This is a genomic window from Paraburkholderia aromaticivorans, from assembly GCF_012689525.1.
Lineage (GTDB): Bacteria > Pseudomonadota > Gammaproteobacteria > Burkholderiales > Burkholderiaceae > Paraburkholderia > Paraburkholderia aromaticivorans_A.
Window position 1 is genome coordinate 1,738,720 of the sequence record NZ_CP051514.1, and the last position, 24,788, is coordinate 1,763,507.

Below are 24,788 nucleotides of genomic sequence, written 5' to 3' on the forward strand. Positions count from 1 at the left end.
ATCAACTCTGCCCAACCCGCGCGCCCTCGTCGATCGTTTTGTGGAATTCCATCATGAGCCATACGGTGCATTTCAAGGACGCACCGTTTGTCATCAATGAGATTGTCCACTTTATTCAGTTAATAACCAGTTGAGAAACAGATGAACGAAATCGGCGGCTACGACATTGAAGACCTTGAAACCGGCATGAGCGCCACCTTTGCTAAAACCATCACGGAAGCGGACATCCTGTTCTTCGCGGCCGCATCGGGTGACAACAACGCCGTTCACATTAACGAGGAATTCGCGCGGACCACCCCGTTCAAAGGGCGCATTGCGCATGGCATGCTGACCGCGGGTGTGATTTCCGCGGCCCTTGCCGGGCACCTCCCGGGCCCCGGTACCGTGTACCTCGGACAGAACCTGCGTTTCAAGGCACCGGTGCGGCCTGGCGAGACGGTGCATGCAACGGTCGCTGTGAAAGAACTGCAGCCGGAAAAGAACCGCGTCGTGATGTCGACAGTCTGTACGGTTGGAGACAAAGTGGTGATCGACGGCGAAGCGGTCGTCCTGGCCACGTCTCGTGCGCGGCGCCTGCTTGAAAGCGCGGCCAGTGCCGAACCGTCTGCAATCGTGAGTCAATCAAGCAAGGCGTTGTGACCATGTCGATAAACGTTCCCACTGAATATGTACAGGGCTTCCTCAAGTCCGGGCAGCAGTTCTGGCGTGCCATGGCCGGTCTGGAGGCGAACGGCGATCCGCAGGACGACACGCACAGCGGAGCGGAGCAACCGGAAGCACTAGCCGTTCCTGCGGCACTGCTCGAGGTGCACTCGGCCTACTGGCCACAGCTGGCGTCGATTTGGACCCGCACGCTGGCGAGCACAATGGGCGCGGAAACCGAGCCTGTGATTGCCCCGAACCGCAATGACCGCCGCTTTCTTGCTGAAGATTGGCGCAAAAACGCCTGGTACAGCCTGCTCAAGCAGAACTACCTGCTCAATGCGCGCTTGCTTGAAGACGTCGTCGATTCGGTTGTCCTGAGTGAAAAGGACAAACGGAAGCTCGAATTCTTCATGCGGCAGTTCATCGACTTGCTAAGCCCGGCCAATTTCCCCGCGACCAATCCCGAGGCGCTCAAGCTCGCGTTCGAATCCAGCGGCGACAGCTTGCGTGACGGCTTCACGAACCTGCTTGGCGATCTGCAGCGCGGCAACATCTCGATCACTGACGAAGCCGCTTACGAGGTCGGGCACAACGTCGCGGCGTCCCAGGGCGCGGTCGTATTCGAAAACGATCTATTCCAGTTGATCCAGTATGCTCCGCTCACCGACAAGGTAGCCAAACGCCCGCTGGTGATCGTGCCGCCCTGTATCAACAAGTATTACATTCTCGATCTGCAGCCCGAAAATTCCTTTGTGCGCTTTGGCTGCGAACAGGGGATGACAGTGTTCATGGTGTCGTGGCGCAACCCGGATGCCCCGATAGCCCATGCGACATGGGACGACTACGTCGAACAGGGTGCGTTGACGGCCATCAATGTCGCGCTCGCGATCACCCGCGCCGATCAGGTCAACGCGGTGGGCTGGTGCGTGGGAGGCACCATTCTGTCGTCGGCCACGGCGATCTCCCGAGCACGCGGCGACGACAATGTGGCTAGCCTTACGTTGCTCACCACGATGCTCGATTTCGAAGAACCTGGCGAGCTGGGCGTCTTCATTGACGAAGCGGGTGTTGCTCAGCGTGAGGGTGCAATCGGTCGAGGCGGCATCTACTCCGGCAAGGAACTTGGGTTCGCGTTCCAGACGTTGCGAGCAAACGATCTGATCTGGCCGTACGTCATCGACAACTACCTGAAGGGCAAGTCGCCGCCGGCATTCGACCTGCTGTACTGGAACGCCGACAGCACGAATCTGCCGGGGCCCATGTACACCTGGTATTTGCGCAACATGTATCTGGAGAACAACCTGTGCAAACCGGGGCGGTTGACAGTGTGCGGCACGCCAGTCGACCTGGGACGCATCGACACCCCGACTTACGTACTGGCAACCGAGGAAGATCACATCGTGCCGTGGCGGTCGGCTTATCGATCCACACAACTGGTTGGCGGCCCGGTTCAGTTCGTTCTTGGCGCGAGCGGCCACATAGCTGGGGTCGTCAATCCTGCGTCGAAGAACAAGCGAAGTTTCAGGGCCGGTAGCGATTCGAGCGGCGATCCGGATGCGTGGCTGGCGTCAGCCGAAACACGGCCGGGTAGCTGGTGGCCCCACTGGATCGAGTGGCTGAAGCCGTACGCTGGAGATTCGATCAAGGCGCGCACGAGGCCGGGAAGCGCCCGCCATAAGCCGATCGAACCGGCGCCCGGGCGTTATATGAAAGTTCGCACGGCATAGTGCTCGCTCTGGGCAGCGCGGCCCCGGCAGGACACGATCCATTCGCCGGCGCCGTCACGTCCGGTCTGTCGCTCGACCCAGGGAGCCACAGGGTTCGGGCAGCGACGCCGATGGCGACACGCAAACGCGTGCTCACAGATAAACGCCGCTACCTGATCCCCAGGCATCAGCCTGACCATCAGGCAGCCCGGCACTTCATCGCATTCCAGGCGTCGTAAGCACGCGAGCGTTACTTCGTCTTCGACGCCTTCGGCTATCGTGCGAAGGTTAAGTGCGCGAGCCATCTGGATAGTGGCGCGTACGATAGATTCGTCATTGCCGCTCTGACACAGGTCACGGACGAACGCGCGGTCGATCTTCAGTTTGTCGACCTCAAACCGTTTGAGATAGGCCAAGTAACCGTAGCGCGCCGACACGATCTATGCGGATGAAGGTCACCACCAATCCCCAGCTATTGTTTCGGTGTAAGTCCGGACTCCTTCAGAGCCAGTGGGTGAAACTACCTGCCGGGACATGCGAACACAAGCACAGCCTGCCGAACCTGTTGCCGAGGATAGGTTTTGCATTTGCACAGCGGGACGTCACATCGTCCAGAGGTTCTCGCGCTACACCGCGAGCGCCTCAATCGCACGAGTACTTCACAGACAGCGGCGGCTGTTGAACCTCGATACCCGGATGCATTCCGGGTTATGCATACGAGCAGCCGTCCGCTTTTTCAAACGGGTATCAGTGTCTGGTGCCAAAGCAAGCCTGTACCGCCTCATCTGGCGAGAAGCCGGCGCGGAAAAAGTAGCGCAGCCGGTCCATCCGTGCACAGTCAGGCATGAACGGCGGCTGAATGTACTTCATTCTAATGGCCGCTTCAACCATGCTCTCGTCCACGCCTCAAACTCGTAGATATGCACATGCACCGTTCGTTCAGAAGCTATGGCGCAAGCCGATCATAGCCGCCGTCGTTGTCAGGCCTGGAGCCACCGGCTGACCGTAGACGATCGTCTGGTTCATGGTCCCCTTGTTAACGACGTGACCGACCTGACCGTAAACCATGGTTCTGACGGAGAGCTTGTATTCGGCTCCGAGCGCAATTTCCGTCGAACGATTTGCCGAGTTATTCTTGTCTTTCAGGTAGTAGAGACCCGAGGTCACCTGAAGCGTCGGGGAGAAGCGATAACCCAACCCCGCGGAAAAGAGATCGATATTGACCTGATTGGAATGCGCAGGATTCTTGCCGTTGCTGTACGACGCCGACACCGAGAATCCATGGAGCGTATAAAGTGCGCCGAGATACACGAACTGGTTGTTGTCGAGCCCGGTCAACGGCGCACCGGGAGCCGGATTCGTATCGTGTCCGTTGTAGTACACAGCGGACAGGCTCAGACCGTAGTTCGCGTACTTGAGCACCGCGGACTCGCGCGTCCCCCCCTGAAACTGGCCTGCCACGCCGCCGGGTGCGTACTCCAATCCGATCGAAGCGCCGCCGAAAGAGGGCGACTGGTAAACCAGCGCGTTGCTGTCATACAGTGCGCCGATTGGCGCATTGGTGCTGGTGCCCGGCCAACCGGCTGACTGGTTCATACCCAGCCACGCGGTCAGGATACTGCCGAAGTATTGGGAGGACCGTACATCCGTCTCGGCCATGGCATAGATCATCGGGATGATCTGCCGGCCCGCGTTGAACGTGCCGAACGGTCCCGATACGCCGATGGTCGCAAACTGGTTGAACGCAGCCGCGACACCTGGTGTATCGCTCAGGCCGAATTTGCCGGTGCTACTGTCGAACGAACCCTGGAGTCTGAAATTGACATGGTAGCCGCCGCCGATGTCTTCGCTTCCCTTGATTCCCCACAGGCTCGAATAAATGCCGCCGTCCTTGAGTCGGTACACCGATCCCGTATTCGGCGCCTTCGGGTTAAACGACGCTGCGGAAGTACTCTGATACAAGAAGCCCGAATCGAGGATGCCGTAAAGCGTCACCGAAGATTGCGCGTGAGCGGCGCTGGCGAATGTGACGAGCGCTGCCGCTCCGATCAGTTTCATCTGCATTTTGTCTCCTGATAGTTTTGTTTCGACTGCGGCCAGCCGGTCATTCCCTGCATTGAACTCAAGTCGCGTAGGTGTGACGGAATTCGCCGCATTGTGGCGCGTCGTGCAGGGAAGAATACGTAAAGGAGTTCGTACAGGCCCCTCCCAAAGCGGGAGGGGCAGAACATCTTGGTGAACAGAGCCGCGCAGCGCGAACTTATGCGCCTTCGAGCAAACCCAGCACCAACGCTCTTCGAACCGCATGCTTTCGCGAGCTGGCGTCGAGCTTTCCAAAGAGATTCTTGAGGTGCCACTTCACCGTGCCCTCTCCCACTGCGGCCGCAACCGCAATCTCCTTGTTCGACATATTTCGCGCCAGCAGCTCAAGGATCTCGCGCTCTTTGGGCGTTAGCACAACGCTCGGCACAGCTCGCGGCACGGTGGCCTGGCGGCCCAGTGGCGGCACGGCTACGCGCGCTGCCGCGATCGCGCGAGTGACTTCGCCGGATTCAGGCTGCTCTTCGCTGACGCGCCGCGCCCAGTCGGCGAGGGCAGGATGCGCGTCGGCCAGCGTGCGGGTCAAACGGAAAGTCTGCGCGAGATTCATCGCCTCGCGAAGCAATGCGAGCCCGTTCGCGCCGGACTGCTCCAGCGCGAAGGCGCGCATCGCCATGACTTCAATCTGATATCGACCAAGCTTCATCGCCTCAGCGGCCTCGCCGGCCTGCGCGAGGTCGTCAAGCGCCTGCTGCCAGCGACGCGCCGCGATGGCAGCGCCGGCATGCGCCAACCCGACTAGCAGCCCGACCGACTGCCTCCACAGCGGCCCCCTTTTCGGTTCCTCCTCGGTCACCATATCGTCGATACGGCGCACCAGCGCGTCGCACATTTGCGCGCGATAGCGGCCGGCGTGAATACGCACCTGTTCTGCCATGCTGGCAATACACAGACGCGGCAGGCGCCGGCTCACACCCATCGCGTACATTGCCTCGAGGAGATCGAACGCCCGGTGTTCGTTGCCTTTGACCGCTGCGATACGCGCCGCGGTGCGGTAGGCGAGCAACACGGCGTCTGGCGTGCCGCCTCGCTCCAGGATGTCAAGTCGATTGGCCAGTAGCGCGGCGGCCTCGTCGACACGATCGGCTTCATAGCTCAGCGCGGCGCAAGTCGCGGCAAACATACACGAGAGCGGATGACGGCGGCCGAGGTCCGCTTCCGCGCTTGCCAGTGCCGGACGGAGTACCTCCTCGGCAAGCACAAGCTGGCCTTCCCATACGTAGCTGAAGCTCACAATGTAATCGGCCCAGCGCACCACGTAGCCGATCCCTTTGCCGACTTCGGCCCGCTTTGCCGTCAGCTGGAACCGACGCGCCTGCGCGGGCTGACCGAGCAGAATCGCACGTACTGCGAGGCGGTTTGCGTGAACCTGGGCGAGCCAGGAATCGGCGGCGGGAGCGAACTCCGCCCAGGGCGCGAACAGCTCTACGAACCGGTCTATCTCATCGGCGTAATAGGCGGCGGCGCACAGGATGAGCGCGCATTCGTAACGCAGTTGAGCGTCGGCGTCGGGGCTGGCGAGGACGCGCTGCACCTGAAGTTCCGCCTCCTTGTGCCGCTCACCCAGCGCCAATGCCCAGGCCGCTGCCAACAACAAGCGCGGACGCCGCTCGAGTTCATCCGCGGGGAGCAGATCGAGCCATTCGAGAACCGCCGTCAGGCGTCCCTCCTTGACTGCGTCATGCAGGCAACGCTCCGCCAGTTCGTAGGCAGTCTGGTGCTGGCCCGCGGCATGAGCATGCCTTGCTGCCTGTTCGATCATGCCGTGCCGGGTCAGCCAGGCAGCAGCACGACCATGCAGAGCAGCCCGTTCGGCGGCGGCCAGATGAGCGAGGCGGCCTTGCAGGACGTCGCGCACAAGCGTGTGAAGCCAGCACCATGCGCCGTCCTCAGAGGTGACGAACACGGGCGTCTCACGCACGAGGCGCGCGAGCCGCTCCGGTGCCTGTGGATCCCCGGTCAACGCCTGACAGAGTTCCGGGTGCAGCGAATCCACTAAGCTGGTGCGCGTGAGGAAATCGGTATCTTCCGACGAAAGCTCCGCAATCAGCGTCCCGACAAGGTGTTCACGCAGTCCGCCCTGATTGGCCGCCATGGTCTCCACGACTTGCCGAGGATCCCGGGCTCGCGCCATGGCCGCCATTGCAAGCTGCAACCCAAGCGGCCAGCCGTCCGTCAACTCGAACAGCCTGGCGCACGCGTCGGCGTCGAAACGCGACCCGAACCGGTTGGCGATCAGTGCAATCGTCTCTTCGAGACGAAAACGCAGCATCTCGGGATCGACCAGGATGCATTGCCCGTAGGCGATCAGATCGGCAACGGCCGTATCGATTCTGCGGCGCGCGGCAACGGCCACGTGAAGATTTGGCGGGGCATTGTGCAAGACATAGATCAGTGCAGTCAGGCCGGCTTCGGGTAGACGGTCGGCCTCGTCGACGATCAACAGAACATCGCCTGAAAATTGGGCGACTTCGGCGAGCCAGGCGGTCACGGCGTCCAGTTCGCCGACCGACCCCACGGCGCCGTCAAGCAGCAATCGTCCGAACGCGGGGCGGGCGCAGCCTGCCCGCATGGCATGGACGAGTCCTTGCAGGAGCCGCTGAGGATCATCCCGCTCATCCACTGAAAGGAAGGCGACCGCGGCACCACGCGCCAGGGTTTCCCGGCGCCATTGCGCAAGCAGAGAAGTCTTGCCATACCCAGCCGGCGCTTGCACAAGAGCGATTGATTGATCGCCGAAGTGCAACGCGTGCGCGGCCAGCCGCTCACGAACCAGCAAATGGGCCGGCGCGCGCGGCGCGATGGTCTTCAGGACCAGTTCGGTGGCTACACTACCGGCGCTTGTCGATGTCGATGCCATCTTGCAGAGCCTGTCGAGGCTCCTGACGGCCATCTCCGGCTGCCGCAGGGAGCGAAATAAGGGGAAGGCTCCAGCGTACCACCCGCACGCTCGAAGCCCCCTCCCTTCGTGGGAGGGGTGAGCGAACCGACCGCAGACTAAGATAAGTTCTAACAGACATCGGATGCGAAACCAGCAGGCGAATTCGAAACTGGACAGCAGGAACTGCAAACGTTGAATGCAGCATGAGGGATACCATGTATCGACACTTTCTCGTCCCTGTGGGCGATATGGGTTCATGCATTGAAGCAACCGGTCACGCAGTCGCGTTTGCGCAGTCGATGGGTGCGCGCGTGACCTTCCTGCCCATTTTGTACCAACATGCTGCCACGCTGCACCGCCTGGCCTCGCGCGCAGGCAACGTCACGGAGCGCACATTGGAACTGCTGGCTCGGGCCGAGGCTGCGGCGCGCGCGCAAGGCGTGCCGTATTCGTCCATCGCTGCCAGCGAAGAAACGTCGTTCGACAGCATCGTCGCGGCGGCAGTCAAGTCCGGATGCGATCTGATTTGCATCGCCCCTGGCCAACGGCTGACCGAAGCGAGCGACGTCGCGCTTGCACCGTCCGATGACTCTGGTACGGCCAACGTGGCAGTCCTGATATTCGCGGCAGACAGTCGCCCAGCAACCTCGCGCGCGATCGGCAGACTCCTCGACGAACACCGCGCCATCGCCGACACCGTCCACGCGCTGCTGGACATGGTCCGCACCGCACGCGCCGCCGGTCAGCAGCCCGAGCCGATATCGATGCGTGAAACGGTCAAACGCCTGCGTGATCTTCAGATACGCCGGCATAGTCTTAAGGAAGATGCCAGGTTATTCCCGCGGCTGCGCGAGCGCACTTCCGTTGCGGATGCTGAGCTGGATGAACTCGAATGCCGGCATCAGCGCGACAAACAACTCCTCGACGAACTGGCCGAACTCTCCGAACTCGTCGGGCGTGACTCGGAACCGGGCGTCATCGTTAGGCGGCTCGAACAGGCTCTAGGCGCTTACGCGCAATTCACCTGGGAGCATCTGGGACGGGAAGAAGGCGTGGTACTACCCATCGCGCGGCGCTATTTGCGAGACGAGGACTGGAACGACATCGTAATGGCATTCGACGCAACGGCGGCGAACTCCGCCACGGGGAAAACCTGACTTGTATGAACTCCGGGCCTGACAGCACGCACGCAAGATAGGGCGACGTCAATTCATGCTCGAGTCGATTCGAGATTGCAGGAAAACGAACTGTCACACTTAACCAATAAAACTGGAGATAAATCGATGAAAAAAGCAACTGTACTCAAGTTGGCGGCTAGCGGAATGATCGCGCTGGCGTCTATCACCGCGTGGGCTCAGTCCGGCCAGACAGCCGCTGCTTCAACCGGATCTGCAAAAGCGGCATCGGCTGGAGTCGATGCCAAAGCCGCTAAACGAGCGAATCGCGAACTGGCCAAGCAAGTTCGTACGGCGATTGCCAAGGAGAAGAGCATCGACGCCGCAAACATCAGCGCGAAAGCAAAAAGCGGCGCGGTTACCCTTTACGGAACCGTGCCGGCCGCGTCTCAGATCGACACAGCGGCCGCCATCGCGAAAGCGGTCCCAGGTGTGACATCGGTCAAGAATCAGATCGTGGTTGAGAAGACATTCGGCCAGTAACCTCCTTTCGGGTCGCGCGCATTGTCCCCACGGAGTCGAACTCATTCCGCAAACTTTCGCGATGCCTCGAAATCCTTCTCTGGGCACGGGGCGATATTGCTTTCACTGCTTGCGGCGTGACATTGGCGGCAACGCCCAATCGATTTCTTCAATCATCTACCCTGCTATTTATTATGTCTTGCAAATCAACTGTGTTTAATCGCGAGCCGGACGAAGTGAACGAAAACGCGAGTGCGACCGGTCTCTACCCGGTTGCAAAAAACGAGCACGAAAGGAACGCGCCGCCAACAGAAACGCCGGCCACGCGCATGCCAAAAACACATTGGGCCTGGGCTGAAACTTCCGGACACTTCGACTGGATGGACTGGCATACCCCCTCGGTCCAGCTAGGCGTCACTGACTTTGACCTGTAGATACAGGTGGCCTGCTACCTGGTCTGAACGGTGCCGTACAATGACAGTCGTGGTGGACCGACATCAACGACCCTCGTCAACGCCCATGCATTCACCTAGCGCCACCGTCCCGATCTCACTTGTCAACGGTTTCCTTGCCGCCGCGGGTGCACGGCCGGGGCTGGTCGGCAAATATCTGGACGAAGCCAGCATCTCACCGGCGCTTCTGACCGAGCCAGGCGCGCGAGTCACAGAGGAACAGTTTTCGACCTTATACCGTGCCCTCGCCATTGAATTCGACGATGAAATGCCGGGTATCTTCGCCCGTCCGATGCGCAGCGGCACACTGAAGTTTCTCTGCCTGAGCCTGCTCGATGCGCCCAACCTGGAAATTGCCATGCATCGGTTTGGGCAATTCTTTCACATTGTTCTCGATGACTTCAGGTTCGAATCGCGTAGGGACGGCTTGATCGCGGGCGTTGCCCTTCACCCTGATCCATCGTCGACCGTCAGCACGCTTGGGCAGCAGCTCATGCTAAAACTCGCTCACGGCGTGGCATCGTGGCTGATCGGTCAGAAGATTCCCTTGCTGCAAGTTGAGTTCGCGTTTTCCTGCCCACCGCACACGGTGGATCATCTGTACCTGTTCCCCGGACCTGTTCATTTCGACTGCCAGCAAACGCAGATGCGTTTCAGCGCGGCATATTTCGACATGCCCATCCGTCAGCGCAAGACAAATTTGCGCAAATTTCTCGCACGGGCTCCGGAGGACTGGATTTTTGTTTCCTTCAGCGAGCAACTCACGAGCCATCGTATCCGACAGTATCTCGCGTCCCGTTTGCCGGACGTGCCGACCGTCGAAGACGCCGCGCGGAGTCTTCACCATTCAGTCCGCACATTGTGCCGGCGCCTCGCCGCAGAAGAAACCGCGTTTCAGACGCTGAAGGACGAACTGCGGCGTGATATCGCGATCCAGCGACTCACCGGTACCAACGACCCCATCGCCGCGATCGCGGGCGATGTCGGCTTTGACGACCCCACCGCATTTCATCGGGCCTTTCGGCACTGGACTGGCAGCACGCCTGGTGAGTACCGCCGGCAACCCTGAGCGCGACCGCACCCGCCTGGCGGGACCAAAGAAAGGCATCCGAACCCGCTGACTCGCGCAATGGGGAGAACGCGCGTCGACGACCGACCGCTTCGCAAGTCGTGGCCGATTTTGTCAATAGATGGGCCGATTTAGGTAGTCGATTCGCACCCAATCGGGACTACGATCGGCTCACTGTTGCTGTGCCGGGCCATCTCGTCTGCCCTGCCCGCGTCCCCTCTTCGATTGTTTTCTGGAAATCCATCATGAGCTATACGGCGCCCGTCAAGGACATGCTGTTTGTCATCAATGAACTTGCCCATCTTGATCGCGTATCGGCGCTCCCGGGCTTCGAGGACGCTACTGCCGACACTGCGCAGGCGGTGCTCGATGAAGCGGCGAAGTTCAACGCGGACGTGATTGCGCCGTTGAATTTTGAAGGCGACAAAAATCCGAGTACCTGGCGCGACGGCGAAGTTTACGCCACGCCGGGCTTCAAGGAAGCCTTCCGCCAGTTTGCCGAAGGCGGCTGGCAAGGTGTCGTGCACCCCGTCGAATACGGTGGCCAGGGCTTGCCTAAACTGCTTTCGACACCGTGTATCGAGATGCTGAACGCCGCGAACCTGTCGCTTGGCCTCTGCCCGCTGTTGACCGACGGCGCGATTGAGGCGCTCCTGACGGCCGGCACCGAAGCGCAGAAGCGCGCTTACGTGCCGAAGCTGATCTCCGGCGAGTGGACCGGAACCATGAATCTGACCGAACCCCAAGCCGGCTCGGATCTGGCAATGGTACGCACACGCGCCGAGCCCCAAGGCGACGGAACGTATCGCGTATTTGGCACAAAGATTTTTATCACGTGGGGCGAACACGACATGGCGAAAAACATCGTCCATCTCGTGCTGGCTCGTACACCCGATGCGCCCGAGGGTGTCAAGGGCATCTCTCTGTTTGCCGTACCGAAGTTTCTCGTCAACGAAGACGGCTCATTGGGCGAGCGCAACGACGTGCATTGCGTGTCGATCGAACACAAGCTCGGCATCAAGGCAAGCCCGACCGCGGTGCTGCAGTTCGGCGATGATGGTGGCGCAATCGGGCATTTGATCGGCGAGGAAAATCGCGGCCTCGAATACATGTTCATCATGATGAATGCGGCCCGCTTCGGTGTGGGTGTGCAGGGTATCGCCGTTGCTGAACGCGCGTATCAGAAGGCCGTCGCGTATGCGAAGGATCGCGTGCAAAGCCGGCCGGTGGATGGATCCGCGAAGCAGTCTGTGGCGATCATCCAGCACCCGGACGTGCGCCGCATGCTGTTGACAATGCGCGCGCTGACAGAGGGCGCCAGAGCGCTCGCCTACGTCGCAGCCACGCATAGCGACATCGCGCATCGCCACACGGACGAAGCCGTGCAGGCGGAACACCAGGCCATCTACGAATATCTCGTGCCGATTGTGAAGGGCTGGAGCACGGAAATCTCGATCGAAGTGGCGAGCCTGGGCGTGCAGGTCCACGGCGGCATGGGCTTCATCGAAGAGACGGGCGCTGCACAGTACTATCGCGACGCCCGCATCCTGACGATCTACGAAGGCACCACGGCGATTCAGGCGAACGATCTGATCGGGCGCAAAACTTTGCGCGACGGCGGCGCGGTCGCGAAGTCAATCCTCGCCCAGATTGATCGAACGCTGGGCGAACTGCAAGACTGTGCGTCGTTTTCGTCCAACCCTGCGTTCCGGTCGCTGCACAAGTGGCTCGCGACAGGCCGCCAAGCTCTCGCGAGCGTAGTGGAATTCATGCTCGCCAACGCCAAAAGCGATCCGAATGCGGTATTTGCTGGCGGCGTGCCGTACCTGAAGTTGGCTGCCATCGTTCTGGTGGGCTGGCAATTTGCGCGCGCCCTGCTGGTAGCTTCTGAGAAGCACGCTGAGGATAGGTCGTTCTACGACTCGAAGATCGCAACCGCGCACTTCTTTGCCGATCACATCCTGCCCCAAACCGTCGCGCTCGAGGCATCCATCGTCAGCGCGAAGAACAACGAAGGCATGTTGGCGCTGAGTGAAGACCAGTTCTAAACAAAAGGCATCGCATCGTGACAGACGCAAATCTCATTGAGCAGTACGGCCCGCGCGAGTCGATGGAATACGACGTCGTGATCGTCGGTGGCGGCCCGGCTGGCCTGTCCGCGGCGATCCGCCTGAAACAGCTGGCGGCTGAAAAAAAGGCGCCGAACTTGGCGTGTGCGTACTGGAAAAAGGCTCGGAGATCGGGGCTCATATCCTGTCGGGCGCGGTGATGGATCCGCGCGCGATCAACGAACTGATTCCGGACTGGAAGGAAAAAGACGCGCCGCTGACGGTGGACGTGACCGAAGACAAGTTCCTGTCCCTCACGGAAACCGGATCGAAGTGCGTGCCGGTCTGGGCGCTGCGATGGTCTCACAGTTAGGCGTACAGGCGTGGTTCATCCAGCGGGCACTGTTGCCGCCCCGACTGCCATCAATCACGCGCCCGTCCGACAGGCCGAACAGGAACGTATGTCCCGCGACGCCTTCACGCCGGTGGCGGCGCAATGCGTTCCGCCACGCTGTGATTTCACCCTTTTACTCAAGGACACGTTCGCCCGCTGCAAGCGGGCGCATCGCAAATACGCTCTTGCCGTGAACTGGCGATCTCCGGACGATGACGCGTCGCATTGTGTTGCCCTGACTGTGGTTCATGCGCAAATACAGGGCGGCCAATTTCCGCCACTACTGATGGAAGGAAGATATCGTTATTTAAAACGTTCAGCGCCCCGGCGGCCGCATTTTAGTCTTGGGCATCGCGCAGATTCTGATCCGCAGCGACATTCGAGTCAGAATGATCGTCAGTTGCCCAGAACGCTAACCGAATTCAGAAAAGCTGGGCACCAAGCTCGCGCAGGCTGCCCCACTTCACCGTGCTCACGAAGGTCCTGCCCGTGGTGTCGAGCGATTCGATCATCGCGCGCTGCCCACGCGCTTCCGCGACGACACGCACTATGCGTGTCCGGTAGCGCAGCAACGCCCGAAGCCGATCAGTTGCACCGTCTTGCCCTTCGTCAGTTCGCCCCTAATGGCCGCGATCACCGCGTCGACCGTCGCGCCTGTGTCGACCTTGCTGTCGCCGGTCTGCGCGGCGACGGCATCCACCAGTTCCTGTTTGTTCATTGCGTGCTTCCCTATCAAGGGTTGATAAGTCGCCACCCTATCCGATCCGCGCCGCTCTGGACAGTCGGCCCCCTTGGGCACCGGTTCAACCGCCCGGGCTTTGCAAACCGTGTTGACGCATCAGACGACCAACCCGCTTCTCGTTGATCACGCCCACTTCGCTGCGCAGTCCGCCGCGCGAAACTCCTCCGTGTACTTCCGTCTCGATACCGATTTCATCGCATCCTCCACAAGGCCGAGTATTAACCTTATGGCGCCCACTTTTCGGGGACCAGATCACTTTACCCCTCCCGAGATGCCGCGAGGCCGATATAGGGCGTTCTGACGAGCCGCTTTTTGCGTTGAGCCGAAGCGGCGTGCGTTTTGACATAGCCTGAGCCGACCGCTGCCTGACGCGGTCGGCTCAGTTCGACCACGGCGGGCATAAGAGCGGATGCGGCGAAACGTCCGGTATTCGGCCTAGTAAGAATTCTTGTAGTCCGCGTCCCCGCATACCGCAGCACAAGTCGAAGTGATGAGGCGCTGACCGCTCGTAAACCGGGGAAAGACATCGCACCGGGTGAAGTCGACCGCGATTGCGACGTCCTGAGCTACGCAGTGTCCACTATCGGCAACGTGAAATAAAACGTCGCGCCTCGATCCGTGTTGTTTTCGGCCCAAAGGCTGCCACCGTGTGTCTCGACAATCCCGCGGCTGATCGACAACCCGAGACCAAGGCCGTTGGGCTTCGAGGTAACAAATGGGTTGAAGATCACTGCGAGCTGGTCGCCGGAAAGGCCGGACCCGCTATCGCGTACAGCGACGCGCACTGTCTGCGGTCCCTCATGCGTCACGAGTACTGTCACGAGGCGGTCGCTGGACATGCAGCCGTCCATTGCATCGAACGCGTTAAGCAGGAGATTGAGCATGACCTGCTGCAACTGGACCTTGTCGCCATACACCATGACCGGGGCGCCGCGGAAGTCTGCTGACACACGTATGCCGCGCTGGATGGCATCGCTATGTAGCAGCCGCACGGCATCGCGGATCACAACGGCGGGGTCGAGCGACGCAAATTCCGGGACGCCTTTCTTGACGAGAGCGCGAATTCCCCGGATTACTTCGCTCGCTCGAGCGTTGTCCTGAACGATGTCCTTCAGTATCTCGCGCACTTCATCGAGATCAACCGGATCGGATTCCATAAGCTGCTGGGCTGCCTCGGTGTTGCTCAGGATGGCCGTAAGCGGCTGATTCAACTCATGGGCAAACGAAGCCGCCAGTCCGCCCATCGTCGATAGTCGCGCGAGGTGGGCCAGTTCCTGCCTGTGCCGATGCAGTTCAATTCGATCGGTCCTGTCCACGATGGTAGCGAGGACAGACACTTCCACTTCGAATCGAACCATATTTAGATTGGCCTCGACCGGGAACTCCGTCCCGTCGGCGCGCTGCGCGAGCAGATCGCGAGCTGCTCCCATCGTTAAAGCCTCCGGCGGCGGCCCGGATCTGCTACTGGTCATCAGTTGCGGGACGAGCATCGTCGCGGGTTGTCCGACCAGTTCGTTGCGTCGATACCCAAAGAGCCTTTCGGTTTGCTCATTGGCCAGCACGATCCGGCCTTGTTGATCGAGCATAAGAATTGCAACGGGCAGAAATTCGAGAGCACCCCGAAATTTTTCTTCAGCTTGTCTGAGATCCGTGATGTCGACGCAGGAACCGACAAAGCCGAGAAACGTGCCGACCGCGTCCACCTGGGGCACGCCGGTATCGAGGAGCCAGCGATACGCCCCATCCCGCCTGCGCAGACGGTATTCCATAGTGAAATTCTTGCGCGCGTCAAACGATGAGACATATACATTCAGGCACCGCTCGAAGTCGTCCGGGTGCACGCCCTCCGACCACCCGTTGCCCATTTCCTGCTCGAGCGTACGCCCCGTGAAATCCAGCCACGGCTTGTTGAAAAACGTGCAAAGGCGAGTCGTGTCTGACATCCAGATCATCACCGGAGCCGCGTCCAGCATCGCTCGGAAGCGCGTTTCGCTCCCGGGCAGAGACTTCTCCACTCGCTGCTGCTCGATAGAGCCTCTCGATGTGTCTGGCGTCCTGGCTGCGCGCGCGCGGGCGTGATGTTCCAACTCAGTCGTCAAAACGCGGTCAACCGCAGAATTTGCACGACGGCCTTTGGCGAAGCCGGGTATCACCTTAGCGATGCGCCAACCAGACATTCTGGCGTCTTTCGATTGCGCAGTGCCGCCGATACATACCTTGCTCTTTACCGGCCCGTGCCCGGCATCTTGCCGCCGTGACTGCCGTATGAGCAGCGGTACGATGATTAAGGCTCCGAACCCTACAGCAACGGCGGCAATGACCATAGACATGGCGGGTGCGCCCTCGTGAGTTTGGGCAGGGTAGCGTCAGGGACAATCAAAATTCCGCCCCGTATGCGCTGGGTGGGGGTCAACTTGATTCTGTGGCAATAAAATGACAGTCGGATGTCTGATCCGGCGAGGTGCCGGCGGCACAAGGCGGGGTAATGGTACTACCCACGCGGTTGTTAGAGGATGGTAAATGTGTGATGCTTTTGCTGCAACGACCCCAATTCGGAAGGTACGCTCGCGCGTCCGAAATCGCCGCCGATCATCCCCATTGTCGACAACGTGGTGGGCTGGCTCGGCACGGTCGGCGTACTCGCGGCGCTGCGCCGGCGTGCGATCGAGGGTGGCAGCTATCGAGTCACCGTTTCTCTGACCCGAACCGTGCTGTGGCCGTTCTCGCTCGGCATCTTCGACAGGGACTATGCCCGAGCGACCGCCGGAGCTTCCGACGAGCATGCCTACGTCGCCCCCGATCTGTTCACGGCGGAGACTCCGCTGGGCACGTATCAGGGCATGACCGACCAGGTGGTGTTGTCGAAGACTCCCGGGACCTTCAGGACGGTGCTCGTGCCACGGGGTTCGAGCAAGCCCGAATGGCTGGCGCGGTGAAGGTGCCCGACTGCGAAATCAGACAGGCGCGACGGCGTTACCGTTGATGTTGGTCAGCTTCCTGCAAGCAAAGGACGCCATTCCGTCTCCGCCGTCTCTGATTGCGATTGAAACGGCGGGGGCCGCCGCGCACCCATGCAAAGGCCGATGAAGCAACGTTCATCGTCGCGAATTGAGTGGCCGCTTTCTGGGGTGGATCCGACGTCTGAACTTCCGAGCAACGGTGCGTGCGAATGACGCTTCATGTTGGCCGAACGTAGCCGTTGGTCCGTTCCCCGCTCAATGACAAAAAAGGTCGGGCTGACCGAGCTGGACCGCGATATCGCGAAAGTAAGCAGCACATATGTCCGAATGGTCGGAATTGAATCTTCCTCGGATAACGTGCCCGGCACGCGTTACTCGCCGTGCGACGACTGCACAACGCGATGCGGACGCTTAGCCATTCCCACCGTGCCACAACGTCAGTTTGTTCGACACGACAAGTACCCCCGGGACGGTCCGCGCAATTTGCTCTGCCTGGCGGATCTGATCGGCGCTATGCACAGTCCCGCTCAGGAACACCGCGCCGTCGCGCGCACGGACAAACACGCCCGCCACATTGAAACCAGGCGCGCGAGCCAGCGCTAGCCGGACTGCCCTCGACAGGCCGGTGTCGGACTGCACCTCGGTATCGCCGCCGATCAGCGGCTGCTGCGCCGACACGGTGTACGTCGGACCCGACTGCACGCAAGCCGACAAAGCCGCCGTCACCCCTACAGCCGCCCACAGAGTCCGTACGGGTTTGCGGATCATGACCTTTGTCCGGTGGCAATTCGTGGCACACGCCAAAACACTGTTTATAAACAAGGGCTATCCATCTAGCTCCACCTGAGCCATGATGGCGGCATGAGCGAAGCCCAGCATACGCCAGTCGCCGGCCAAGACTATCCGCAAACGTGGAGCCAGTTCGAAGACTGGTTCTCCAGTGAATCTGATTGCCTGCGCTACCTCGAACGATTGCGCTGGCGTGAAGGCTTTGTTTGTCCGCGCTGCGGATACCGCGATGAGCCATATCGGGCCGATCGCTCCCGGCTGGTCTGCCGGGCATGCCGGTTTCAATGCTCCGTCACGTCGGGCACGATCTTCGACAAAACCCGCACTCCACTGAAAGTGTGGCTGGCTGCGGCGTGGTACATCACGAGTCAGAAGTCAGGCGTCAGCGCGCTCGGGTTGCAACGGGTTCTCGGGCTGGGCAGCTACCAGACGGCATGGACCATGTTGCATCGTTTCCGCCGTGCGATGGTTCGTCCCGGACGCGAACAGCTCAAGGGCCTGGTCGAGGTCGATCAAAGCTATCTGGCTATCCGGGAACGTCGGGAAAGCGCTCGTGATGCCACCCAGAGTAAGCGCACAACCAAAGCAGTGATCGTCATCGCCGTAGAGATCCTGGAGCCCAAAGGCTTCGGACGCATCCGCTTGCGACGGATTGACGGGGAAAGTGCCGCTAACGTTCTACCTTTTGTGAAGGAGGTCGTAGTGCCGGGCTCCATGATTCGGACCGACGGTGCACCGATCTATTTCCCCTTGGGCGAGATCTATGGACACGAGCGGACGATCGTGAGAACGGTCACGCCGGGTTCGCTTGCGCCGGCGCATGTGGTGTTGCCAGGCGTACACCGGGTCGCCTCGCTACTCAAGCGGTGGCTGCTCGGTACGCATCAAGGCGCAGTCAAGCCTGAGCAGCTTGACCATTACCTGGACGAGTTCGTGTTTCGCTTCAACCGCCGCACCTCGCGCTCGCGCGGGCTACTCTTTTATCGCTTGCTTGAGCAAGCGGTCGTGACTCCACCCATTACATACGACGATGTAGTGGTTCGGAAATCACGCCGTAAAGGTCAACAGCTTCCACAATGCGAAAATGTGGAGCTAAATGGATAGCCCTTTTATAAACACAGTGTACTGATTTGCATGAACAGCCCTTCCAGGGTCCGGGCTGTCGTTCCCCACGGTCTGGATTATGGTGTGCCAGAGGGCTTGATGGAACCGATTTCCTTCGTCGACAGAATCAGCAAAATCACAACACGGGTGTGGCAGCCAACAGGCCGTACCGTCTCGCTGACGGCTCTGGTCTCGCTCTAACTTCCACTGACGTGTGAACGCGGTGATACGCCCATAGCCGCGGATGTTCCAGCTCGGGCTCTGGTCCAATCTTTTGGCAAGGCGTGACCGATTTCCGAACGTCGGCTCACAGACGATGCTGTTGAAAAAGTCGCTGACCGTCGTTCTCGCCAAGATTGCACTGCATTGCTCGGGTGCGGGTGCTGGGCAATGGCGGCAGTTCGGCACCGCGCTCGACTCGAGCTATGAATTCGTCGCACCCGAACACTTCGGCTGCGACAGCTCAGGCCCATGGCATGGCCGCCTCGTCCAACACGACGAGCGGCCAGCGGCAGGTCCATGCCAGCGCCGCAGGCGTGGTCGAGGACTGTCTCGCCTGGTTGGATCGGGCCGATGCGCAGCGGATTGCCGACGCCGGCAAAGCGAGCCGTGCATGCATCGGGCAGGGACGCCAGCTCGTGAGCGTCATATCGTAGGTAGTCGGCCGCGTGACGCGGGCCGCGATGAAAGTGAAACTCGCCGGCGGGGTCGCGCGCGACACGGTCGTAAGTTGCTATGACCTGCGCGTAAAGCGGCGACGTCGAATCCGGAGGGGAATGTTAATGCCATGATTGAAACTCCGTGTTCTGGATTACGGTCAACCCCTGATCGGTGCGAGCGCGGCGCTAATCCGTAGCGCTTGTTCCGGCGAGATCATTGCATTGAGCATTTCGCCGAACCGCGGAATCTGCACGCCCGACACGATGTACTGGAAGCGATACGCGGCAAGGACAGTGGACGTCACGGTCTCGATCTCGACGGGCGTCATGGAGCGGTCGCAAAGTCCGATGAAGTAGCCCGTGTCTGCCGCCGCCTGAGCCTGCAGGATCGCGTCCACGGCGCCCACCAGCGCAATCAGGTCGTCCACGGCTGCATCGCGCGCGTGCGGCATGAGTTTCGCGTTCTCGCGTACCCATTCCAGTTCATCCAGAATCGCGTGCTGCGATTCCTCTTTCCAGTGGAACAGGAACACATCCTTAAACAGGGGCGAAAGCTCGCTGTCGGGCTCGATGCTGGCTCGATAGTGCGCCTGCGTGAATAGTTCAATGAGGCACGTCAGCGCGAGAACCGACCAGGTCGACTTGCCCAACACGACTGATGCGACGTCATCGGGCCGCGGCTCGAACGTGTACCCCGGAGGCATCTCGGCACCGATCATCGTCTCGATGCGGCGAAACAATTCCTGATGCTTCAGCTCTTCGTCGGTGAAGCGAACCAGCGCCTCGAGTGCGATCTGGTCGCCAAGCCAGTGGTCGCGGCTCACTTCGAGCATCTTGGCGCCGATGAAACGCTCGACCAGGCCAAAGATATTGGCATACGAGCGACCCTGGATCTGCGACAGCAGGCGGCGCTCGATGACGTCAAGGAACGGCAGGCGATCGACGAACGACAGGCCGTCAGGCAGAAACTTCATCGTGAAGTCGAATTCGCGATGGCGAAGCACGTCACGATCAATGTCCCACCGGATGCGCTTGGACACTTCCACGCACTTCGCGTAGCGCACGGTATCGACGTACGGTTGCGAGACAGGTTGATGAATGTCGGCAACGGCATGCCGGATCCCGATTGTGGCGAGATCGGTATTGTGCAAGGAAGGTGAATTGACTGCGGACATGACACACTCCTGAGAGACGGGCTGATTTTGCTGTGAAAACGCGGTCGAGGCATGTCTAAAGACTGACGACGTCGGCTAGGGTCCAAGCCGGTGATTCGCATTTGTCCCTCCACGCCTGCGCCGCTCAACCTCACGGCGTTGCGGTTGATGTGAGCAAAGCAGTGGGAGCGCTCGTCGACGGCACGACGGCCACATGGGTTTGCGAAATCACCAAGTTCGTTTGGAGCAGGCGCATACAACTCATACTTGACCCGCCTGGTTCGCGGAGTACGCCACGACCCTCATGGCTGCCCTCCCCGATCGAATCTTCTTGTCGTGTGTTGGCCTTCAGGCATGGTGCTAGTATCCCGACGGTAGGCGCGACATTGAATAGCCGGGCGTCCAGCTTTCTTGTGCGTGGCCCCAACATCGCGCAACCGCTGCCATGGATGCTCTCTCCGATGTCTTGCGCGTCATCCAGTTGACCGGGGCAGTCCACCTCGACGGCAGCTTCTCTGCGCCCTGGTGCGTCATCGGGCAAGCTGATTCGGCGCTTTGTTCGGCATACTTGCCGCGCTCCGAGCGCGTCGTCTCGTTCCATCTCGTGACAGAAGGAAGGTGTTGGGCGATGCTGCCAGGCGATCCGGCGAGCATGCTGCAGGCGGAGGCAGGGGATGTCATCGTGGTGCCGCAGGGCGAGACCCACGTGTTAGGCAGTTCCACCGATCTGTTGCCGGAGTTCCTGGCGCCGCTATTGGCAAATCAGGTCGAGGCGAAACCGGGTGAAGTCATGACACTCGTCCACGGCGGCGGCGGGGAGCTCACTCGCATGGTGTGCGGCTTTCTCGCAACGCAGGACAATTCGAGAAATCCTTTGCTTTCCGCGCTGCCGAGGCTGTTCAAGGTGGGCATGCGCGGACCCGGCGCGTCATGGCTCGAATCGTCACTGCGCTTTGCGACCGAAGAGGCGGCCTCGGCGCAGGCGGGCAGCGCCACGGTGCTGGCCAAGCTTGCGGAGCTGGTCTTCGTCGAAGCGGTGCGTCGTTACGTAGGCACGATGGCCGGGGACCGCAAGGGCTGGCTGGCGGGATTGCGTGATCGTTTCGTCGCACGGGCGCTCGCGCTGATGCATGCTCGGCCGGTGTACGCCTGGACTGTTGAAGCTCTCGCCCGCGAGGTAGGCATCTCGCGTTCGGGGCTGGCACAGCGCTTTACCGAACTGGTCGGGCTACCACCGATGCAGTATCTGGCTTTGTGGCGCTTGCAACTCGCCGCGCGGCAGCTTCGCCTCACTGATTCGTCGCTAGCGTCGGTCGCCGAGGCTGTTGGTTACGAATCGGAAGCCTCATTCAATCGCGCGTTCAAGAGGGAGTTCGGTGAGCCGCCAGCGACATGGCGCAGGAAGACAGTCGGCGCCGCGACTCGGGACAAGGACCGCGAGAGCGGCGCTGCATTGGACGGTAGTGCCACGGACTGACGAACGACAAAAGAGGCCCGGGCTGCCAAATTTAAGCGGACGGTGATCGCCTCACACGTGCTTCAGGCAGGGGTACTAACTCCGCGGCGGCGTGCCGCGAGATTCGCGACGACCGACCGTCATCGACCCACTTTTGCCGATCAAGCCGGCGCCGCGGCCAAGGCGGCACTTCAGAGTACAACGGTCATTCATACGGTGACATCGGTCGGCAAAATGTCGGCGTTTCCCGTACCCGTTGACGGGTGGTAATTGCCAGCAAGCACCCTGATGGGAATATTTACCCCAAAAACGCCGATGGACCCTCTGGACCCACGCCTGATCGTCAACGGCGCAAAAAAAGAGAAGTCCCGGCCGATCGCGTCGGAATATTGAGCAGGAAAAGTTGGGGAGACGCCGGCGCAGCGCCGGCGTGAGGCTAGAACGCGCTCTTTATCACTCCCCCATCGGCCCGCAATGCTGCTCCCGTCGTTGCCGACGAAAGTGGACTGGCAATGTAGGCCACGAGGGACGCAATTTCCTGCGGCGAACTAAAGCGCTTGATGAGCGATGTGGGACGGACCTTCTCGAAGAACTCCTTTTCGAATACTTCAAACGACTTGCCGTCCGCGCTTGCAAGGGCCTCCACGAACTCGCCCACACCGCGCGATTTCGTCGGCCCCGGCAGCACGCTATTGACTGTAATGCCCGTGCCGGCAACGGCTTCAGCGAGCCCACGCGAGACCGCAAGCTGCGCGGTTTTTGTCATCCCGTAGTGAATCATTTCGGCTGGAATCTGCACCCCGCTTTCGCTCGAAATGAAAATGATGCGCCCCCAGTTGGCACGCCTCATCGCGGGCAGAAACAGACGAGCGAGGCGTACGCCACTCAAGACGTTGACGTCGAAGAAACGCAACCAGTCCGCGTCGGGAATCTCCTCAAACGGCTTGGGCTCGAAGATACCCAGATTGTTGACCAGGATTTCCACGTCTGGATAGCGTCTTGCGAGTTCGTCGGCCGCCGCGGCTGTACTGAGATCGCCCGCAAAACCCTGTACATCGCTGCCCGTCTCAGCCTTCAGTTGCGCGACTATGTCATCCACTGATGCCAGGTGGAGGTGACGTACGAATGGCAACGCGACTGCGCTGACCAAGGACCGCTCTTGGCCGGTAGTACCCGTTCATATCAGATGCCAGTGAGCATGTCCGACAAGAGACGCCCGACAACGAGCATCCGACGCTATGTTTGTGCAATCGCCCCACTTCGTGCGAGCGCGAAATTCGTGCAAAACAAAGCGGGACCGGTCACTCTGGCAGCCAATCTTGTCAGTTCGACAAAAACCTGCAAGAAAAGCTGCATTTGAGTCGCTATCGACTGACGCGCGACTTTGGGAAACTCTTCTCATCATTCAACCCATCAGGAGATAACCCATGCACTCCAACCTTCCCCGTTGCGTCTATCTGGGCGCCGATGACGTCGTTCGCCTTGTACAACGCGCCGGTCTGTCGCGCTGTATCGCAGGTATGGCCGAACGCATTGAGCGCGACTTTTTGCGCTGGCTCGATTTCGACAAGAGCGCACGGGTCGCGTGTCACTCCGAGGACGGCGTGATCGAACTGATGCCGATCGCGGACTCAAAAGAATTTGCCTTCAAATACGTAAACGGACATCCGAAGAACACGCGTCAAGGCTTGCCCACTGTGATGGCGTTCGGCGTACTGGCCGACGTCGATACGGGCGCGCCGCGCCTGTTGTCTGAATTGACACTGACGACAGCGATCCGCACAGCTGCAACGTCGGCGCTCGCAGCGCGCAAGCTGGCGCGTCCGGAGTGCCGGGTGATGGCGCTGATCGGAAACGGTGCACAGAGCGAATTTCAGGCAATCGCTTTCCGCGACCTTCTTGGCATTCACACATTGCGTGTATATGACGTCGATCCGAACGCAACGGCTAAACTCGTCGCCAATCTCGTCGACCAGCGCCTGAACGTGATCGTCTGCAGCAGCGCCGCGGAAGCAGCACGAGGCGCGGACATCGTTACGACCGTGACAGCTGATAAAGCCAACGCAACGATCCTCACGTCCGATATGGTTGTGCCGGGAATGCACATCAACGCGGTAGGCGGCGATTGTCCGGGGAAAACGGAATTGCACGCGGATATCCTTGCCCGCGCTGATGTCTTCGTCGAGTACGAACCGCAAACGCGCATCGAGGGCGATATCCAGCAGATGGCGCCGGACTTTCCGGTGACTGAACTGTGGCAGGTCCTATCTGGCAAGGCTGCTGGCCGCAGGCACGACATTGATGTGACCGTGTTCGATTCGGTTGGCTTCGCTCTGGAGGACCTGTCCGCATTGACATTCATCCGCGATATGGCTGCCGAATTTGGAATCGGCGACATGGTTGAGCTGATCCCGCAGACATCCGATCCGAAGAATCTGTTCGGCGTGCTCGAGTCGCAATGCGCCGACATCAAGCTCGCTGCGCTCGCCTGACGCGCGATAAGAGCGGCCGTCACAAGGCGGCCGCTCTTATCTGTAGCTTTTCAGCAGGATGCTCGTTTCGGTGTGCCGGATGCCTTTGATGAGGCGAACGCGTTCAAGCACTTTCGACAGTTCTACCGGTGAACTTGCGCGCAGTTCCGCCCACAGATCCCAGCGGCCATTCGTGTCGTGCAATGCGACGGCCCCGGGTTCGCCGAGCAGACTCGCAATCACTTCGCGGGTCTGATTGCCTTCCACCTGGACGCCCATCCACGCGCGGATTTCGTCGGGCGCAGCTTCGGGACGAAGCTTCACGGTATAACCGACAATCACCTGGGCGCCTTCAAGGCGGCGCAGCCGGTGCGTGATCGTGCCGCGTGCGACCCGCAGCTTTGCCGCGAGCGTCGCCACGCTGGTACGCGCGTCTGCACGTAGCAAGGCAATTAGTTTCTGGTCGATGTCATCCATAGCTTTTCAGGGTGCGCGGGTGAACACCACCCAGGTGCGCACCG

At 60.4% G+C, this 24,788-nt stretch carries 20 protein-coding genes and 3 pseudogenes; 12 read left to right on the forward strand and 11 right to left on the reverse strand.

Annotated elements, in window-relative coordinates; genetic code table 11:
• The first annotated feature begins 141 nt into the window (after positions 1-141).
• Together HF916_RS08185 and HF916_RS08190 are read left to right on the forward strand one after the other, a co-directional pair.
• Entirely contained in the window at positions 142-639 is a 498-nt protein-coding gene (locus HF916_RS08185) for a MaoC family dehydratase (protein WP_168788449.1), read from the forward strand.
• Positions 640-641: 2 nt separating this feature from the next.
• Positions 642-2,372, forward strand: a complete 1,731-nt coding sequence (locus tag HF916_RS08190) for a PHA/PHB synthase family protein (RefSeq protein WP_168788450.1) — start codon at positions 642-644, stop codon at positions 2,370-2,372.
• Here HF916_RS08190 and HF916_RS08195 read toward each other — a convergent pair.
• From HF916_RS08195 to HF916_RS08205, 3 genes are all read right to left on the reverse strand, one after another.
• Positions 2,348-2,788: an EAL domain-containing protein gene (locus HF916_RS08195; RefSeq protein WP_240975188.1), complete on the reverse strand. Its 441-nt coding sequence runs from the start codon at positions 2,786-2,788 to the stop codon at positions 2,348-2,350. The genes HF916_RS08190 and HF916_RS08195 overlap by 25 nt on opposite strands.
• A 502-nt stretch (positions 2,789-3,290) precedes the next feature.
• On the reverse strand, positions 3,291-4,415 hold the full coding sequence (locus HF916_RS08200; protein ID WP_168789070.1) for a porin: 1,125 nt from the start codon (positions 4,413-4,415) through the stop codon (positions 3,291-3,293).
• A 196-nt stretch (positions 4,416-4,611) separates the two neighbouring features.
• Positions 4,612-7,311 carry a LuxR C-terminal-related transcriptional regulator gene (locus tag HF916_RS08205; protein WP_168789071.1) on the reverse strand — a complete coding sequence of 900 codons (2,700 nt, stop codon included), beginning with the start codon at positions 7,309-7,311 and terminating at the stop codon, positions 4,612-4,614.
• A 269-nt stretch (positions 7,312-7,580) separates the two neighbouring features.
• On the opposite strand from HF916_RS08205, the gene HF916_RS08210 reads away from it, so the two are divergent.
• From HF916_RS08210 to HF916_RS08230, 5 genes and pseudogenes are all read left to right on the forward strand, one after another.
• Entirely contained in the window at positions 7,581-8,489 is a 909-nt protein-coding gene (locus tag HF916_RS08210) for a hemerythrin domain-containing protein (RefSeq protein WP_240975429.1), read from the forward strand.
• Positions 8,490-8,615: 126 nt separating this feature from the next.
• A complete protein-coding gene (locus HF916_RS08215; protein WP_168788452.1) occupies positions 8,616-8,990 on the forward strand; it encodes a BON domain-containing protein in 375 nt (124 codons plus the stop codon).
• A gap of 498 nt (positions 8,991-9,488) precedes the next feature.
• A complete protein-coding gene (locus tag HF916_RS08220; RefSeq protein ID WP_168789072.1) occupies positions 9,489-10,490 on the forward strand; it encodes an AraC family transcriptional regulator in 1,002 nt (333 codons plus the stop codon).
• Positions 10,491-10,735: 245 nt separating this feature from the next.
• On the forward strand, positions 10,736-12,538 hold the full coding sequence (locus HF916_RS08225) for an acyl-CoA dehydrogenase (RefSeq protein WP_168788453.1): 1,803 nt from the start codon (positions 10,736-10,738) through the stop codon (positions 12,536-12,538).
• Between the two features lie 17 nt (positions 12,539-12,555).
• Positions 12,556-12,893, forward strand: a pseudogene (locus HF916_RS08230) (NAD(P)/FAD-dependent oxidoreductase); the annotation flags it as partial.
• Between the two features lies 1 nt (position 12,894).
• On the opposite strand, the pseudogene HF916_RS50715 reads toward HF916_RS08230, so the two are convergent.
• The 4 genes and pseudogenes from HF916_RS50715 to HF916_RS08250 form a co-directional block, all read right to left on the reverse strand.
• Positions 12,895-13,158: pseudogene (locus tag HF916_RS50715) on the reverse strand (SET domain-containing protein); the annotation flags it as partial.
• Between the two features lie 196 nt (positions 13,159-13,354).
• Positions 13,355-13,480, reverse strand: a complete 126-nt coding sequence (locus HF916_RS51440) for a hypothetical protein (RefSeq protein ID WP_277352253.1) — start codon at positions 13,478-13,480, stop codon at positions 13,355-13,357.
• Between the two features lie 26 nt (positions 13,481-13,506).
• Positions 13,507-13,650: pseudogene (locus tag HF916_RS08240) on the reverse strand (HU family DNA-binding protein); the annotation flags it as partial.
• A 590-nt stretch (positions 13,651-14,240) separates the two neighbouring features.
• A complete protein-coding gene (locus HF916_RS08250; RefSeq protein ID WP_168788456.1) occupies positions 14,241-16,004 on the reverse strand; it encodes a PAS domain-containing sensor histidine kinase in 1,764 nt (587 codons plus the stop codon).
• Positions 16,005-16,286: 282 nt separating this feature from the next.
• On the opposite strand from HF916_RS08250, the gene HF916_RS08255 reads away from it, so the two are divergent.
• Positions 16,287-16,610: a hypothetical protein gene (locus tag HF916_RS08255; RefSeq protein WP_168788457.1), complete on the forward strand. Its 324-nt coding sequence runs from the start codon at positions 16,287-16,289 to the stop codon at positions 16,608-16,610.
• A gap of 435 nt (positions 16,611-17,045) precedes the next feature.
• Here the strand turns inward: HF916_RS08255 and HF916_RS08260 are convergent, their stop codons facing one another.
• On the reverse strand, positions 17,046-17,402 hold the full coding sequence (locus HF916_RS08260; RefSeq protein ID WP_168788458.1) for a BON domain-containing protein: 357 nt from the start codon (positions 17,400-17,402) through the stop codon (positions 17,046-17,048).
• Between the two features lie 93 nt (positions 17,403-17,495).
• On the opposite strand from HF916_RS08260, the gene HF916_RS08265 reads away from it, so the two are divergent.
• Entirely contained in the window at positions 17,496-18,527 is a 1,032-nt protein-coding gene (locus tag HF916_RS08265) for an IS1595 family transposase (RefSeq protein ID WP_168788459.1), read from the forward strand.
• Between the two features lie 425 nt (positions 18,528-18,952).
• Positions 18,953-19,183, forward strand: coding sequence for a hypothetical protein (locus HF916_RS08270; RefSeq protein ID WP_168788460.1), 231 nt, complete (start codon positions 18,953-18,955; stop codon positions 19,181-19,183).
• A 161-nt stretch (positions 19,184-19,344) separates the two neighbouring features.
• On the opposite strand, the gene HF916_RS08275 is transcribed toward HF916_RS08270, so the two are convergent.
• Entirely contained in the window at positions 19,345-20,361 is a 1,017-nt protein-coding gene (locus tag HF916_RS08275) for a hypothetical protein (protein ID WP_168788461.1), read from the reverse strand.
• Between the two features lie 424 nt (positions 20,362-20,785).
• On the opposite strand from HF916_RS08275, the gene HF916_RS08280 reads away from it, so the two are divergent.
• On the forward strand, positions 20,786-21,817 hold the full coding sequence (locus HF916_RS08280; protein ID WP_168788462.1) for an AraC family transcriptional regulator: 1,032 nt from the start codon (positions 20,786-20,788) through the stop codon (positions 21,815-21,817).
• Between the two features lie 415 nt (positions 21,818-22,232).
• Here the strand turns inward: HF916_RS08280 and HF916_RS08285 are convergent, their stop codons facing one another.
• The gene (locus HF916_RS08285) at positions 22,233-22,946 is read right to left on the reverse strand and encodes an SDR family NAD(P)-dependent oxidoreductase (RefSeq protein ID WP_431311368.1); all 714 of its coding nucleotides are present in this window, start codon (positions 22,944-22,946) and stop codon (positions 22,233-22,235) included.
• 277 nt (positions 22,947-23,223) lie between these two features.
• Here HF916_RS08285 and HF916_RS08290 point away from each other — a divergent pair, with 277 nt between their 5' ends.
• Positions 23,224-24,288 carry an ornithine cyclodeaminase gene (locus HF916_RS08290; protein WP_168788463.1) on the forward strand — a complete coding sequence of 355 codons (1,065 nt, stop codon included), beginning with the start codon at positions 23,224-23,226 and terminating at the stop codon, positions 24,286-24,288.
• Positions 24,289-24,324: 36 nt separating this feature from the next.
• Here the strand turns inward: HF916_RS08290 and HF916_RS08295 are convergent, their stop codons facing one another.
• The gene (locus tag HF916_RS08295; RefSeq protein ID WP_168788464.1) at positions 24,325-24,744 is read right to left on the reverse strand and encodes an Lrp/AsnC family transcriptional regulator; all 420 of its coding nucleotides are present in this window, start codon (positions 24,742-24,744) and stop codon (positions 24,325-24,327) included.
• Positions 24,745-24,788: the final 44 nt, after the last annotated feature.

What these genes read in the sequence shown, in the direction of transcription:
- HF916_RS08185 (WP_168788449.1), top strand. Translation starts at nt 142, where the DNA reads ATGAACGAAATCGGCGGCTACGACATTGAAGACCTTGAAACCGGCATG.
- HF916_RS08190 (WP_168788450.1), top strand. Translation starts at nt 642, where the DNA reads ATGTCGATAAACGTTCCCACTGAATATGTACAGGGCTTCCTCAAGTCC.
- HF916_RS08200 (WP_168789070.1), bottom strand. Translation starts at nt 4,415, where the DNA reads ATGCAGATGAAACTGATCGGAGCGGCAGCGCTCGTCACATTCGCCAGC.
- HF916_RS08205 (WP_168789071.1), bottom strand. Translation starts at nt 7,311, where the DNA reads ATGGCATCGACATCGACAAGCGCCGGTAGTGTAGCCACCGAACTGGTC.
- HF916_RS08210 (WP_240975429.1), top strand. Translation starts at nt 7,581, where the DNA reads ATGGGTTCATGCATTGAAGCAACCGGTCACGCAGTCGCGTTTGCGCAG.
- HF916_RS08215 (WP_168788452.1), top strand. Translation starts at nt 8,616, where the DNA reads ATGAAAAAAGCAACTGTACTCAAGTTGGCGGCTAGCGGAATGATCGCG.
- HF916_RS08220 (WP_168789072.1), top strand. Translation starts at nt 9,489, where the DNA reads ATGCATTCACCTAGCGCCACCGTCCCGATCTCACTTGTCAACGGTTTC.
- HF916_RS08225 (WP_168788453.1), top strand. Translation starts at nt 10,736, where the DNA reads ATGAGCTATACGGCGCCCGTCAAGGACATGCTGTTTGTCATCAATGAA.
- HF916_RS08250 (WP_168788456.1), bottom strand. Translation starts at nt 16,004, where the DNA reads ATGTCTATGGTCATTGCCGCCGTTGCTGTAGGGTTCGGAGCCTTAATC.
- HF916_RS08260 (WP_168788458.1), bottom strand. Translation starts at nt 17,402, where the DNA reads ATGATCCGCAAACCCGTACGGACTCTGTGGGCGGCTGTAGGGGTGACG.
- HF916_RS08265 (WP_168788459.1), top strand. Translation starts at nt 17,496, where the DNA reads ATGAGCGAAGCCCAGCATACGCCAGTCGCCGGCCAAGACTATCCGCAA.
- HF916_RS08270 (WP_168788460.1), top strand. Translation starts at nt 18,953, where the DNA reads ATGAATTCGTCGCACCCGAACACTTCGGCTGCGACAGCTCAGGCCCAT.
- HF916_RS08275 (WP_168788461.1), bottom strand. Translation starts at nt 20,361, where the DNA reads ATGTCCGCAGTCAATTCACCTTCCTTGCACAATACCGATCTCGCCACA.
- HF916_RS08280 (WP_168788462.1), top strand. Translation starts at nt 20,786, where the DNA reads ATGGATGCTCTCTCCGATGTCTTGCGCGTCATCCAGTTGACCGGGGCA.
- HF916_RS08290 (WP_168788463.1), top strand. Translation starts at nt 23,224, where the DNA reads ATGCACTCCAACCTTCCCCGTTGCGTCTATCTGGGCGCCGATGACGTC.
- HF916_RS08295 (WP_168788464.1), bottom strand. Translation starts at nt 24,744, where the DNA reads ATGGATGACATCGACCAGAAACTAATTGCCTTGCTACGTGCAGACGCG.